Consider the following 14,383-nt stretch of genomic DNA (forward strand, 5'->3'; position numbering starts at 1 on the left):
ACTGTCAGCTCATTTTGTTATTTTTGTTTTAAATTAACGAGCGTCTGGTTTTTTTCTTCCCACACGCGATTTAATTCACTTTGAAAACGTACTCTAAAGTCAGGATCATTAGTGTAATCACCAATTAAGTCATCACTAACGCCTTTTACTTCAACATGTACATCAATGTGTTTTACTTTACCGGCTGCAAAATCCATAAAAGTAGGAATGCCCTCAGGGTAATGAATAGTGACATTTACCACCTTAGAAATTTGCTCACCCATAGCTTGCATTACAAACGCCACACCACCCGCTTTTGGTTTAAGTAAGTAAGGAAACGGGCTATTTTGCCGCGCATGCTTTTGCGCTGTAAAACGCGTCCCTTCAACAAAGTTAACCACACTAACCGGCATTTCTTTAAATTTTTCACACGCTTTACGAGTCGTTTCTAAATCTTTACCACGCAACTTGGGGTTCTTTTTTAATTGGCTTTTACTGGTGCGGGTCATAAAAGGAAAGTCGAGCGCCCACCAACATAAACCTAAAACAGGTACGTAAATAAGCTCTTTTTTCAAAAAGAAGTTTAAAAAAGGTATTTTGCGGTTAAACACTCGCTGTAACACTAAAATATCCACCCAGCTTTGGTGGTTCGCGATAACTAGGTACCAATCTTTCAATTTTAGCTCTTCTAGACCGGTTACATTTAGCTTTGTTGGCGTTAATAACGTTTGATTTAGCGTGTTAAACGTCACCCAAATAGAGGCACATTGCTTGGCTGTCCAACTCATTAATTTTTGAAGTCCCTTAATTGGGATTAGCTTAACGATGCCACAAATAAAAATAGGTACAAACCAAAAAAGAGTGTTTATTGTGTAAAAGAAAATACTAAATACACTGCGAATAACTGACATTACTTCTATTCCTTTAAACATCGCGCAGCCACAAATGACCGCGCTGAACTATGCAACTAAATTAATCTTCAAAATAGGTGTAGCCTTCAAGCCCTGCATTAAGCTCGGCTAAGTAACCTTCTTTACAGTGATCTGATACATCAAGTTCGTTAATTTGAGTGGCAAAGTTATCAGCTAATAACTCGCTATCATAATCAACAAATTTTAATACATCCTTAACGCTGTCACCTTTAATGGCATTGGTTAATACATATCCTTGCTCATTAAGCTCAACATGAACTGAATCGGTATCACCAAATAGGTTATGTAAGTCACCTAAAATCTCTTGGTATGCCCCTACCATAAACATCGCAATATGATACTGCTGACCTTGTGTATATTCAGGAATAGGTAAACTGGTTTCAATTCCTGCACCTTCAACGTACTCACGTATTTGCCCGTCAGAATCACAAGTAATGTCTTGGATAATAGCGCGCTGAGTAAGCGGCTGCGTTAGGTTTTCGATGGGCATAACCGGAAATAACTGCTGAATGCCCCACACATCGGGTAGCGACTGAAATAATGAAAAATTCACAAACAGTTTATCGGCTAGTTTTTCGTTTAAATCATCCAGCACTTCGCGGTGAGCTCGTGCATTAGAGCTTAATGAAGCTCGAACGCGATGTAAAATAGTAAAGTAAAGCTGCTCTATTTTCGCCCACTCTAGCATGCTCACTAAACCATGCACGTATTGATCGTGTGCTTCACTAAATAAGTGCATTGCATCATGATAAATCTCTAATGCCATACGCGGGTTCAAACGTTGTAAACACTGCCACATTTCATCCAATACTAAGGCACTGTTTTTAACAGGTGGTTCTGGGTTTAAATGATTTGGCGCTGTTTCAACATCAATCACATCGGTAATAAGCACCGCATGATGTGCAGTAAGAGCACGGCCAGATTCGGTAATAATTGCAGGGTGAGCTAAGTTATGTTGGTCGCACACCTCGGCAAATGCATTTACTACATTACGCGCATATTCTTCGACTGTGTAGTTCATTGAGCAAGCACTACGTGAGCCTGAACCTTCGTAGTCAACGCCAAGCCCGCCACCCACATCAACAGTATTGAGCGGTACACCGTATTGAGTTAATTCAGCAAAATGGCGAGCACACTCGCGCAAAGCACGATGAATATCGCGAATATTGGCAATTTGAGAACCAATATGAAAATGTACCATCTGCATTAAATGCAACTTGTTATGTTGCTTGAGCACTTCCACTGCACTGAGTACTTGTCCTGCAGTTAAGCCAAACTTACCTTTTTCACCACCGGTATTTTGCCATTTACCTTTACCAACCGAATTTAAGCGAATACGAATACCAATAGCAGGCTCAATACCTAAATTATCAATTTCTTCCAGCAGTGTGGTTAGCTCAGAGAGTTTTTCAACCACAATTTTAACGCTGTGCCCCATTGCTTGACCAATACAGGCTAAACGTAAAAATTCACTGTCTTTGTAGCCGTTACATACAATAGTAATAGGCTCTTTTGCCACACCTAAAATTGCCATTAGTTCAGGTTTAGAACCGGCTTCAAGCCCCACTAAACCACTTGGGTGTGCTAAAAGCTTACTTACTACAGAACGCTGTTGATTTACTTTTATAGGGTAAACACAGGTGTATTTACCATTATATTCACGGTTAGTGCGCGCTTGAGTAAACGCATTGGTGAGCGTATCTACACGATTTTTTAAAATATCGGTAAAGCGCACCAGTACTGGTAAGGTTAATCCTTGCTGTTTAAACTGCTCAGTAAGCTGGCTTAAAGAAATGGCAGGTTTTGTTTGGTCGCCATCCGGATAGGCTATCAATTCACCTTGTGCGTTAATATCAAAATAACCATCGCTCCAATGAGCAACATTGTATGTAGCACGTGCTGTTTCTAAACCCCAAGTCATGGCAACTCTTCTTTATTAAATTAGGTGTAAAGGGGCATTTTAATACGTCACTATCTGCTAAGCTAACAAAAATTGAACTTTCCCCTCTTTATAGCTAACTTTATTCGCTAAAGAGAGTAAAATTTGATTGAGCAATAGCCCAAGCACTGGCAGAATTGCCTCCTTTTTTCATACTCAACCAAAAGTGTAACAACAACTATGGCAAATTTAGATCAAAGTAAGTGGTTTACTGAAATTAGCGACCGCGATGGCAGCGCATTTTCATTACGTATTAACAAAAAGTTAGATGAAAAACAGTCTCCTTTTCAAAAAGTAGAAATGTTTGAAACCACAGACTTTGGTAATTTAATGATCATTGATGGTTGCACTATGGTGAGTAGCCGTGAAAACTTTTTTTATCATGAAATGATCAGCCACCCAGCATTACTAGCACACCCAAACCCTAAAAATGTGGTTATTATTGGCGGCGGCGATTGCGGTACATTACGTGAAGTGCTCAAGCACCCAAGTGTAGAAACTGTGACACAAATCGATATTGACGAAGTGGTTACCCAAATGTCGTTAAAGTACTTCCCAGAGTTATGTGAATCAAATAACGATCCACGTGCCACTGTGATGTTTGACGATGGCATTAAATATATGCGTGAAGCAGCTGGTGAGTCTATTGATATCGTGATTGTTGATGGAACTGATCCGGTAGGCCCTGGTGAGGGTTTATTTAACCATGCGTTTTATATTAGCTGTTTAAACGCACTTCGCCCTGGTGGAATACTCGTACAACAAAGTGAATCGCCATTAATGCATATGCCACTTCTGGTTGAAATGCGCGAAGCTATGCTAAGTGTTGGTTTTAAAGACTTGCAAACTCTTCCATTCCCACAACCTATTTATCCAAGTGGGTTGTGGTCGGTGACGCTAGCTCGTAAATCTGAAGCATTTAACGGTTTTAGAGAAGACGGCGCAGCCATAATTGCTGAGCATAGTGAATACTACAATGGCGGCATTCATCACGGTGCACTCGCAACACCTAATTACATGAAACGCGCTTTTGACAAAAAATAAAAAGCCATTAATACAAAGTAGGGCTCACAAGAGCCCTTATCTGTTTCAATTTGTTATTCTTCCAACTAAAACCGAAACTGAGCATTTAATGCTATTTGCTGCTGCGATATTCTCGATGCTTTATTCATAGCTACTCGGTTATCTGCTTGGCTATGAAGCGCTGACCCCTCAACACCTATTTGCCATTGTGGTGTAAGCTGATAACGCCAAGTTGCTGTTAGTCCCTCGCCATGACTAGCATTAGGGTCAAACTTCCAATCGTCTTTGTCTGTCACCTCAAAATAATCGTAACGTACTGAGAAACGGTGGCGTTTTATTTTATGACTCAATAATGCAAAATGACTATAAAATCGAGTATCAACGCCGCGGTTTTGACCCATAGCCGTACCACCCGACATTATTTGGATAATTAATCGTGTTTTCGGTGTAAATTTATTTAGCCATGCGACACTTAAAAATCGAGTATCCCAGGCATATTGACCCGTATTATAATTAAGAGCGCCAGGGTCACCATTGTTATCATAGTAGTACACTCGCAACTGAGACTTTTTTAAATAATCCCAATGTCCACCAACGTAATAACCAAATCGCCCATCGACCTCTTCAAACGGTAAAACTTGGTTTGCTTGAAATTGTAACTGTGGAGTATTTAAAGACGCAACAGGCGCAAAAGCGAGAGCCTCATTAAGTGTTGTTTGGCGATCATGCAAAGCAAAGCCTCGCCAAGCGAGTAATGTCCCCGCAGGATCGTTACCTTTAAATGTCGCACCAACCAAACTAAAACTATGGGCACTATTAAAATTACGGGCTGGGCGTTTAATTGTTGCTTCAACACCTAGCGTTCGCAGCTCTTCACCTACCCAAGAGTTAATTGCCGAATTGGTATAGTTATATGCAGATAACCAGCCCATATCAGGGTTTTCTAATGACAATTGTGGATAAAAGCCACCCACTTTAATATGCCATTTATAATCACTGCGAACTAAAGGTTTATATTGCAGATAAGCCTGACTAACCCCCAAGGTACTTTTTGGGTCTTGATATAAATTAACTACAGCATGGGCAGACCAACTAGAACTTATATCTGCACTTAAATCAATAATTCCCTGAGATAAAACCACACCTTGATTAGCCGCATCATGGCGATATAAACCAATTCCACCCTCTTGCCAGCTTAGTTGTGAATCAGCTTGCACTGCCCTTACTTGCAGCAAACCTTTAACTTGTGCGTTGGCTGAAAAAACACTCAACAAGCAAATAACAACGGCTAAGCCCAATAGACTATTCATAATCGTCAAACTCATCAACTTCAACCCTAATAGGCAAAGTTAGTTTTTGTTTTAACTGATAACTTAATTTATTGTTAGTTATAACAACTTCTTGCGACTCTATGTTGCTAATATCTCTAAAGCCTTCATGCCAAACATTTAGTTTATAGGCTCCATTTGGGATATCGAACGATGCAAGGCCCTGCTCATTGGTGATTGCATAATATGGGCTATCTACAACAACAATGTAACCCAACATCCAATCATGAATATTACAACCAAGCTCCACAACTCCTGTTTGTTCAAATGTAATTGGATCTTGTGGTTGTTCTCGATAAAGCTTTAATTCAAATGTTTTGCTTTTAGAAAATGAATACACGTGATGCATTATCGAGTCAGCGTTAGGAAATTCAACTTGGCTGTTTTTTTCAACGACTAAGATATGTGGCGTAAATTGGCGATTCTTTTGTGTCATAGTGAAAAGTGATTTATTTATATTCACGCCAGAGGCTTGCTCTGGAGCTAGCCAAACAACAACATTTTCTTGAACTTTTTGGTTGTTATTATAAACAGTAACCGTTGCTGCACTGCTCTTAAAAACAATGATACAACCTAAAATAGCGAGTAAAATTTTCAGCATATTTTCTTCTTGTTAAATTCTTTTTATTTATTATAGAACTAAATTACATAAAGTTTTGCAGATTAATTAACACACTCTTTTTTAGCTAATTAATTGAATACGTATGCAGCTATCTCGTAATAGTGTGTTCATCACTTTATGCTCATAACCTACGGTTTGACATCAAGGACACACAATGAGATTACCTTTACTACTAGTTGCTTTACTTGCAAGCAGTGCTTTTGCAAAAGAAGCCACGCTGAAATCACCTGATCAAAAAATTAAAATTACCATTTCTGATCAATCATCATCCCCTCATTACTCTATTAGCTTTAATGGTAAGCCTGTTATTGAGCAGTCAAGCTTAGGTTTTAGGTTTAAAAGCCAAGCACCATTTGATGACGGCTTTGTTATTAGTGAAGTAACTCGTTCACAAACCGATAGCCAATGGCAGCAACCTTGGGGAGAGCGTCAAACCGTTGTTGATAAGCACAATGAAATTGCTGTTACCTTCAATAAACCTGCGCCCCACGCTGGCACATACACTGTACGATTTAAAGCCTTTGATAGTGGTGTAGGTTTTCGCTATGAAGTCCCTAAGCAAGCCGATTTTGAAAAAACTGAAATTACTAAAGAACTGACCGAATTTGCTATTGCCGCAAAAGATAAAACCACCGCATGGTGGATACCTGCTCGCGGTTGGAACCGTTATGAATATGTCTATAACACTACAGACTTACAAGATGCTGCACTTGTTCATACCCCTTTTACCTTTAAAAATGGTAACGGTGTACATGTCAGCATTCATGAAGCAGCTCTGGTAGATTATGCAGGGATGGTGCTTAACCAGCGTCGCCCAGGTACGTTTAGTGCCGATTTAACACCGTGGTCTGATGGCATTGCGGTTAAGAAGCGCGGCGCATTCAATACTCCTTGGCGCACCATTCAAATAGGTGAGCGAGCGATAGACTTAGTTAATTCAGATATTATTTTAAACCTGAATGAGCCAAATAAACTCAGTGATGTGTCGTGGGTTAAACCAGGTAAATATGTAGGTATTTGGTGGGGAATGCACATCAATGAAACAACTTGGGGCAGTGGAGAAAAACACGGTGCCACCACAAAAAATACTAAATACTATATGGACTTTGCCGCTGAGTATGGCTTTGACGGCGTATTAGTTGAAGGTTGGAACACAGGTTGGGATGGCGACTGGTTTTATAATGGTGATGTATTTAGCTTTACTCAGCCTTATGACGATTTCGATATTGCAGCGCTTACACAGTACGGTAAAGAAAAAGGGGTGCAGTTAATTGGTCATCATGAAACCTCTGGCAATGTTAGTAATTATCGCGACCAAATGGAAGATGCTTTTGCGCTTTACGAAAAATCAAATGTAAGCCAAATAAAAACTGGTTATGTGGCCGATGGTGGCAATATAAAACGCATAGATGAAAACGGCATTGCCCGCTTTGAATGGCATGACGGCCAATTTATGGTAAATGAATACTTACATAACATTAAACTTGCCGCTAAATACAAGCTAAGCATCAACACACATGAACCAATAAAAGATACGGGTCTGCGCCGCACTTACCCTAACTGGATTGCCCGTGAAGGTGCGCGTGGTCAAGAGTTTAACGCATGGGGCACACCACCCAATCCACCAGAACACATTCCCATGCTTGCCTTTACGCGTATGCTGGCAGGACCAATGGACTTTACCCCTGGTATTTTTGATATGAGCTTTAATGGCTTAGGGGGCGATACAAATCGCCCACAAACAACACTAGCAAAGCAATTAGCATTGTATGTAGTAATGTACAGCCCAATTCAAATGGCGGCCGATTTACCACGGAATTATTTAGCTAAACCCGATGCTTTTCAGTTCATTCAAGACGTACCGACCGATTGGCAGCAAAGTATTGCGCTTGATGGCGAAGTAGGCGATTTTATTGTATTTGCACGCAAAGAGCGCAAGCGCGATAACTATTCAGGGAACGATTGGTACTTAGGTGCAGTTACCGACGAAAATGCCCGCACCATTGAGATTAAACTCGACTTTTTAGATAAAGATAAACAGTTTGAAGCGCAAATCTACCAAGACGGTAAAAACGCTGAATGGAAGAACAATCCTTATGATTTAAGCATTGAAAAACGCACTGTTACCGCAAGCGATAAGCTAACATTAAAATTGGCCACCAGTGGCGGTACAGCCATTCGTTTTAAAGCCCTCTAGTAGTTAATCTGAACTCTAGATAATAAATTAACGCTATCTGCAACCATGCAGATAGCGTTATTAGCTTGGATTAGTAACCTTTATCGGTAGGTATATTTGCGCACTTAAACCACCTTCAGGGCGATTAGAGAGCACCACCTTGCCGCCATGCATATCGATAATACGCTTAATAATTGCAAGGCCTAGGCCGCTACCTTCACTACCGCGAGCTGCATCACCTTGTTTAAACGGTTCAAATACTGACTCCAACTCGCTTTCAGGAATACCCGGACCACTATCGTTAACCGCAATAACCACATATTTTTTATTGGAATTAAAATAACTGAGTACTTCAATATCACCCTCTGAGTAGCGTAGTGCATTTTCTATCATATTGGTCACTACTCGCTTAATCGCGACACTACTTATGGGAATTTTTCCAATATTAGGATTCGGTTTAAACGTGATCGCACGTTGATGCTTAAGCTCACTTTGTACGACTTCACCAAGGAGCGCATTAATATCTTCGCAGGTTTGTTCTTCACGTTTATGATGGCGTAAATATTCGATAAATTGATCGATAATGCCATTCATATCTTCAATATCGTAAATAATGCCTTCACGTAAATAATCATCTTCATCAACCATCATTTCTGTGGCTAAACGAATACGCGTAAGCGGTGTGCGTAAATCATGAGAAACACCGGCCATAAGTAATCGACGGTCGTTTTCAAGGGCAGCAATACCTCGCGACATTTGATTAAAGGCGCGCGTTACCTCAATAACCTCACTCGACCCTTGCTCTTGTAACTTGGTACTAAAGTCGCCTACCCCTACTTTTATCGCAGCTTGTTGTAATGCTTTTAGTGGTCGGTTCAAATGCCTGGCAAATAACCAACCTCCTAGTACACTTAAAAAGCCGATACTAGAAAGATAAAAGGTTAAAAACTCAAGGTTACTTTCTTTAAATCCGGTGAGCGGCACTTTGACCCAATAACCCGGCGCCTGCGGGGCTTCTACCCAATAAATAAGCGGATCAGTTTGACTAATGCGCACCCGAGAAAAGCCATTTAATTGCTCAGACATACTACGCGATAGCCCAGAATACTCACGACTTTGGCCTAAACCATTACGCATAGCTTCACGCTGAGTCATTACTTCAATGCCGGTTATTTCAAAAAACTTCTCAGAGACTTCATCGGTGACTTCAACGCCATCTTCCCAATCAATAAACACGGTTTTAATTTGCTTAGCCAGCATTAAATTAACTTGTTCAATGGTGGGTTTAACTACATATAAACTTACCGTGACGTAGGAAACTATTTGGTTAATAAGCAGCAAAGCGGCAACCAAAAATACGGTTTGTCCAAACGCACTACGCGGAAACATTCCCATAATGATTACTTTTCACCGTCAGGAACAAATACATAACCTAAACCCCATACCGTTTGAATATAGCGTGGGTTAGCGGCATCGACTTCGATCATTCTACGAAGACGTGATACTTGAACATCAATACTGCGCTCAAGCGCACTGTAGTCTCGCCCTCTAGCTAAGTTCATTAATTTATCACGACTTAATGGCTCACGCGGGTGAGACACTAACGCTTTTAACACCGCAAATTCACCACTAGTGAGTGACACCGTGTTATCGCCTTCACTCATTTCCCGGGTGGCTAAATTTAGGGTAAATTTACCAAACGCAATTAAGTTCTCCTGCGCTGAAGGCGCCCCTGGTACTTCTTTTGATTGGCGACGTAAAATAGCTTTTATACGTGCTAATAGCTCGCGAGGGTTAAACGGTTTCGGAATATAGTCGTCAGCGCCGAGTTCTAGGCCTATAATGCGGTCTACTTCATCACCTTTGGCGGTCAGCATAACAATAGGAATTTGGTTTTCTTTTTGGCGTAAACGTCTACAAATAGAAAGCCCATCTTCGCCGGGCAGCATTAAATCAAGCACCATTAGGTGAAAGTTTTCACGCTCAATTAGTCTATCCATTTGCTCCGAATCAGCAGCTGTTCTCACAATAAACCCTTGCTCTACCAAGTAGCGTTCCAGCAAACTGCGTAAACGTTTATCGTCATCAACCACCAATACTTTTACTGTCTCTTGTCCCATAATCTGTTGCTTATTTTTATAATTTATTAATCGTTAATATAAATGAAAAACTTAATAATAAAAAACTAATTAAGTGCTTAGATTGTTACTGAACATTTCAAATTCATTGATAGCTATTTTATCTCGACAAGCTGCCTTTATTTTAATACCTTGCCACTCATGAAGATTAAACAAGAACTCAGCGTGAAAACAAACTTAATTACTCGCGAAGGTTATTTACAATTGCAGCAAGAACATGATCATCTTTGGAATGAAAAACGTCCAGAAGTGACTAAAATTGTGAGTTGGGCTGCCAGCCTAGGTGATCGCTCTGAAAACGCAGACTATCAGTACAACAAACGTTTACTTCGCCAAATTGACCGTCGTGTACGCTATTTACGAAAACGCATTCCCGATTTAAAAATTGTTGACTACTCACCTGTACAAGACGGCAAAGTTTTTTTTGGTGCTTGGGTAGAAATAGAAAACGAGGCCGGTGAGTGTAAAAATTTTAGAATTGTCGGCCCCGATGAAATTTATGATCGCAACGACTATATTTCTATCGATTCACCAATGGCGCGAGCGCTATTAAAAAAACAAGTAGACGATGATTTTGAAGTAATAACTCCTCAAGGCGCTAAGCAGTGGTTCGTAAATAACATTACCTATCAAAAATGACAGCGCTTAGTTTTGATTCAGATCATATTAACTTTTTATTGTTTATATTATCTGAGTAAGCTATAACTAAAGTTACTCAAGTAATGTTGTATTAACTTGAGAGTAGTTAATTAAGGTCATCATTATGTCAAACATAACAGCGCGCATATTACAAAATGCCCTCGTGTTTGCACTCTTCATGAGTGTGAGTTTGACATTGCATGGTGCACCTAAAAATAACAAACTTGATGCTGGTTTTGCTCCAGCTGAATTTATTGTTTGTGACTCCCCTGACCAAGCAAACCTCGACACCGATTTAGATTCTCATGTTGGTGTTATTGCGCTTAGAGAAATCCAACCACTTCCTTTAGCGTTTTTCTTTCATTATGAAAGTCGATTTTTAGCCACTGCCTACAGTCATGCAAACCCGCGAGCGCCACCCGTTATTTAATTTAATAACTTGCTTTTAAACATTATTAAATTTGTATAACTATTTATTTAGGTGGATATTATGTCTAACTTTAAAGAACTCCGTACCCAAGATATTTCTCATGGCACTATTGCTGATACTTTTACTAATGAGGCTGTGATCGATTTAACCTCTCCAGCAACACGTATAGTAACTAGCTTTACTCAAACAAGTCCTATGCGCGCAGCGTTTGATACAACCATTGAACAAGCATCAAAACAACTAAATACTCAGCCTTCTGATTTTATTTTAGTAACTGATGAGCATCAAAAGCTAATTGGTATTGTCGCAAGTGCAGATTTACAAAGCTCAAAAATCATGATTTTATCGCAGCGTTTAGGCTTGCCTCGTAGTGAAATTAGCTTACGCTATTTAATGACACCGCTGAGTAACTTAATGGGTGTAAGTATGAAAAGCTTAAGCTACTCATGTATCGGTGATGCACTGCAAACTATGGAACATCATGGTGCTATGTTTATATTAGTTACTGCGGCTAATAATGAAATAAGTGGTTTAATTTCAGCACGCGATATAGCACGTAAGCTGCAAATTCCTGTTCATATTAGCCCAATAGCGCACACATTTAGTGAAGTACTCGAAAGTGTAGAGCACCCTCACTAAATCCGCTTTTTATTGCCCCAGCAATGGCATCTTAAAGCAAGTAAAATAGCTTGCTTTAAGAGCTTTTTATTACCCTCCCCTGTGATATTATTCAAGACATTGACGCATCAGTTAACTTTTTAGCTGGTCTTATTTTTTGTATTAAAAGGTTTTTGCATGAGCGATATCTCTGCACGTTTAGCAACGGAGCTAAATGCACAGCAGCAACAAGTGGTTGCAGCAACAAAGTTACTTGATGAAGGCGCAACCGTCCCCTTTATTGCCCGTTACAGAAAAGAAGTGACCGGTGGATTAGATGACACCCAACTACGCCTTCTAGAACAACGTTTATCTTATTTACGTGAACTTGAAGAGCGTCGTGGCTTTATCCTGTCGACGATAGAATCACAAAATAAGCTTAGTGCTGAATTAGCGGCTGATATTAAAGCTGCACAAAGTAAAACCGAACTAGAAGACTTATATTTGCCTTATAAAGCAAAGCGCCGCACTAAAGGTCAAATAGCTATTGAAGCTGGTTTAGAACCACTAGCTGATGCGTTATTTAACGATCCAATGCTTGACCCAGACGCTGAGGCTGCAAAATTTATTAATGCCGAAAAAGCGATTGTCGATACTAAAGCAGCGCTTGATGGTGCTAAGTTTATTTTGATGGAGCGCTTTGCTGAAGACGCTAAATTACTCGCTAAATTTAGAAGTCATATTAGTCAAAATGGAGCGATTGAAAGTAAACTTATTGATGGCCAAGAACAAGCGGGGGCTAAATACCGAGACTACTTTGAACATCAAGAACCATTAAAAAAAGTCCCCTCGCATCGAGCATTAGCCATGCTAAGAGCACGTAACGAAGGTATTTTACAGTTAACTATTAATCCTGAGCCTAACGCTGAAAACCCAGCGCAATTGTGTGCACAGATGATCAGCGATCATTACCGCCTAGATATTAAAAACAAACCTGCCAGCGCTTGGTTATTAACTGTAGTGCAATGGGCGTGGAAAATTAAGCTTGGATTACATTTAGAAAATGAATTTTTAGCCGCAATGCGTGAAAAAGCCGAAACCGGTGCCATTGATGTATTTGCTAAAAACTTAAAAGACTTATTAATGGCAGCCCCTGCTGGCCCTCGCACTACGTTAGGCTTAGATCCTGGTTTACGTACCGGTTGTAAAATTGCCGTGGTTGATAGCACAGGTAAGCTGCTTGCTACCCAAACGATTTTCCCACATGCACCACAAAATCATTGGGATAAATCATTACGCACGCTCGAGCAATTATGTCGCCAGCATAAAGTTGAGCTCATTGCGATTGGTAACGGTACCGCTTCTCGCGAATCAGATAAACTAGTTGGCGAGCTTATCAAAGCCAATACTGAGCTTAAACTAAATAAAATCATGGTCAGTGAGGCCGGCGCTTCGGTTTACTCCGCTTCTGAGTTCGCTGCTAATGAATTTCCAAATTTAGATGTATCTTTACGTGGTGCCGTATCTATTGCACGTCGCCTTCAAGATCCATTGGCTGAGCTGGTTAAAATAGAGCCTAAGTCTATTGGTGTAGGCCAATATCAACATGATGTATCACAAAGCCAACTAGGACAAAGCCTAATCTCAGTGGTAGAAGACTGTGTAAACAGTGTGGGTGTTGATTTAAATATGGCTTCTGTACCTTTGCTTGCACGTGTTTCTGGTTTAAACAAAACCTTAGCGCAAAATATTGTAAGCTACCGTGATACAAATGGGTCATTTACAAAACGTAGTCAATTGAAAAAAGTAGAGCGCTTAGGGCCAAAAGCATTTGAACAAGCAGCTGGCTTTTTACGCATTAACAATGGCAGCGATCCACTAGATAACTCATCAGTTCACCCTGAAGCATACCCTATCGTTAAGCGTATTTGTGAGCACAACCAGGTAGACGTAAATAACCTCATTGGTAACAAAGAGTTTTTAAATAAGCTCGCTGCAAATGACTATATTGACGATAAATTTGGTCTGCCTACCGTGACCGATATTATTAGCGAACTTGATAAGCCGGGTCGCGATCCACGCCCTGAATTTAAAACCGCTGAATTTAAAGCAGGCGTTGAAAAAATTAGTGATTTAAAACCAGGCATGATTTTAGAAGGCGTGGTATCGAACGTAGCTAATTTTGGCGCATTTGTGGATGTTGGTGTCCATCAAGATGGACTAGTGCATATTTCGGCTATTACTAATAAGTTTATTTCAGACCCACGAGAAGTGGTTAAAGCTGGTGACATTGTTAAAGTGAAAGTGGTTGAGGTTGACGCTGCACGTAAACGTATTAGCTTTACCATGCGCCTAGATGACGAGATAGACACTAGCAATAAAGCTGCCCCTGCGGCGGTGCAAAAGCCACGTGGCAACAATGCAAACCAATCGCGAGCGCCCAAACCTAAGCGCGATACAGGCAATGCCATGATGGGAAATGCGTTTGCTGATGCCTTTGCCAATGCGAAAGTGAAAAAATAAAATGACCCCATAAAAAAACCGCTTAGGCGGTTTTTTTATGGCTATTAAATATAAGGT

12 protein-coding genes are annotated in these 14,383 nt (G+C 40.3%); 6 read left to right on the forward strand and 6 right to left on the reverse strand.

Annotated features, from left to right (window positions below):
• Positions 1–17: 17 nt before the first annotated feature.
• The gene (locus ACNSN2_RS13870; RefSeq protein WP_054202838.1) at positions 18–890 is read right to left on the reverse strand and encodes an acyltransferase; all 873 of its coding nucleotides are present in this window, start codon (positions 888–890) and stop codon (positions 18–20) included.
• A gap of 61 nt (positions 891–951) precedes the next feature.
• Positions 952–2,832 carry a biosynthetic arginine decarboxylase gene (gene speA / locus ACNSN2_RS13875; protein WP_418607788.1) on the reverse strand — a complete coding sequence of 627 codons (1,881 nt, stop codon included), beginning with the start codon at positions 2,830–2,832 and terminating at the stop codon, positions 952–954.
• A gap of 198 nt (positions 2,833–3,030) precedes the next feature.
• On the opposite strand from speA, the gene speE reads away from it, so the two are divergent.
• A complete protein-coding gene (speE, locus tag ACNSN2_RS13880) occupies positions 3,031–3,894 on the forward strand; it encodes a polyamine aminopropyltransferase (RefSeq protein ID WP_054202836.1) in 864 nt (287 codons plus the stop codon).
• A 65-nt stretch (positions 3,895–3,959) separates the two neighbouring features.
• Here speE and ACNSN2_RS13885 read toward each other — a convergent pair whose 3' ends face one another.
• On the reverse strand, positions 3,960–5,198 hold the full coding sequence (locus tag ACNSN2_RS13885) for a hypothetical protein (RefSeq protein WP_010392442.1): 1,239 nt from the start codon (positions 5,196–5,198) through the stop codon (positions 3,960–3,962).
• Positions 5,176–5,802 carry a methylamine utilization protein gene (locus ACNSN2_RS13890; RefSeq protein ID WP_010392440.1) on the reverse strand — a complete coding sequence of 209 codons (627 nt, stop codon included), beginning with the start codon at positions 5,800–5,802 and terminating at the stop codon, positions 5,176–5,178. The genes ACNSN2_RS13885 and ACNSN2_RS13890 overlap by 23 nt, the downstream gene beginning before the upstream one ends.
• 175 nt (positions 5,803–5,977) lie before the next feature.
• Here ACNSN2_RS13890 and ACNSN2_RS13895 point away from each other — a divergent pair, with 175 nt between their 5' ends.
• Positions 5,978–8,020: a glycoside hydrolase family 97 protein gene (locus ACNSN2_RS13895; protein WP_054202835.1), complete on the forward strand. Its 2,043-nt coding sequence runs from the start codon at positions 5,978–5,980 to the stop codon at positions 8,018–8,020.
• 60 nt (positions 8,021–8,080) lie between these two features.
• Here the strand turns inward: ACNSN2_RS13895 and envZ are convergent, their stop codons facing one another.
• Entirely contained in the window at positions 8,081–9,394 is a 1,314-nt protein-coding gene (envZ, locus tag ACNSN2_RS13900; RefSeq protein WP_054202834.1) for a two-component system sensor histidine kinase EnvZ, read from the reverse strand.
• Between the two features lie 5 nt (positions 9,395–9,399).
• Entirely contained in the window at positions 9,400–10,119 is a 720-nt protein-coding gene (ompR, locus tag ACNSN2_RS13905; RefSeq protein ID WP_008109519.1) for a two-component system response regulator OmpR, read from the reverse strand.
• Positions 10,120–10,302: 183 nt separating this feature from the next.
• Between ompR and greB the strand changes: the two genes are divergently transcribed.
• The 4 genes from greB to ACNSN2_RS13925 all read left to right on the forward strand — a co-directional run bounded on the left by greB (position 10,303) and on the right by ACNSN2_RS13925 (position 14,326).
• The gene (gene greB / locus ACNSN2_RS13910; RefSeq protein ID WP_054202862.1) at positions 10,303–10,776 is read left to right on the forward strand and encodes a transcription elongation factor GreB; all 474 of its coding nucleotides are present in this window, start codon (positions 10,303–10,305) and stop codon (positions 10,774–10,776) included.
• A 124-nt stretch (positions 10,777–10,900) separates the two neighbouring features.
• The gene (locus ACNSN2_RS13915; RefSeq protein WP_010392429.1) at positions 10,901–11,206 is read left to right on the forward strand and encodes a hypothetical protein; all 306 of its coding nucleotides are present in this window, start codon (positions 10,901–10,903) and stop codon (positions 11,204–11,206) included.
• 60 nt (positions 11,207–11,266) lie between these two features.
• Positions 11,267–11,845 carry a CBS domain-containing protein gene (locus ACNSN2_RS13920; RefSeq protein WP_010392427.1) on the forward strand — a complete coding sequence of 193 codons (579 nt, stop codon included), beginning with the start codon at positions 11,267–11,269 and terminating at the stop codon, positions 11,843–11,845.
• Positions 11,846–12,001: 156 nt separating this feature from the next.
• Positions 12,002–14,326 carry a Tex family protein gene (locus ACNSN2_RS13925; RefSeq protein ID WP_054202833.1) on the forward strand — a complete coding sequence of 775 codons (2,325 nt, stop codon included), beginning with the start codon at positions 12,002–12,004 and terminating at the stop codon, positions 14,324–14,326.
• Positions 14,327–14,383: the final 57 nt, after the last annotated feature.

The organism is Pseudoalteromonas sp. US3C1013, assembly GCF_048401115.1.
Classification (GTDB): Bacteria; Pseudomonadota; Gammaproteobacteria; order Enterobacterales; family Alteromonadaceae; genus Pseudoalteromonas; species Pseudoalteromonas undina.

Bases quoted from the DNA above. Each gene is read 5' to 3' on its own strand.
- ACNSN2_RS13870 (WP_054202838.1), bottom strand. From the start codon at position 890: ATGTCAGTTATTCGCAGTGTATTTAGTATTTTCTTTTACACAATAAAC.
- speA (WP_418607788.1), bottom strand. From the start codon at position 2,832: ATGACTTGGGGTTTAGAAACAGCACGTGCTACATACAATGTTGCTCAT.
- speE (WP_054202836.1), top strand. From the start codon at position 3,031: ATGGCAAATTTAGATCAAAGTAAGTGGTTTACTGAAATTAGCGACCGC.
- ACNSN2_RS13885 (WP_010392442.1), bottom strand. From the start codon at position 5,198: ATGAGTTTGACGATTATGAATAGTCTATTGGGCTTAGCCGTTGTTATT.
- ACNSN2_RS13890 (WP_010392440.1), bottom strand. From the start codon at position 5,802: ATGCTGAAAATTTTACTCGCTATTTTAGGTTGTATCATTGTTTTTAAG.
- ACNSN2_RS13895 (WP_054202835.1), top strand. From the start codon at position 5,978: ATGAGATTACCTTTACTACTAGTTGCTTTACTTGCAAGCAGTGCTTTT.
- envZ (WP_054202834.1), bottom strand. From the start codon at position 9,394: ATGGGAATGTTTCCGCGTAGTGCGTTTGGACAAACCGTATTTTTGGTT.
- ompR (WP_008109519.1), bottom strand. From the start codon at position 10,119: ATGGGACAAGAGACAGTAAAAGTATTGGTGGTTGATGACGATAAACGT.
- ACNSN2_RS13915 (WP_010392429.1), top strand. From the start codon at position 10,901: ATGTCAAACATAACAGCGCGCATATTACAAAATGCCCTCGTGTTTGCA.
- ACNSN2_RS13920 (WP_010392427.1), top strand. From the start codon at position 11,267: ATGTCTAACTTTAAAGAACTCCGTACCCAAGATATTTCTCATGGCACT.
- ACNSN2_RS13925 (WP_054202833.1), top strand. From the start codon at position 12,002: ATGAGCGATATCTCTGCACGTTTAGCAACGGAGCTAAATGCACAGCAG.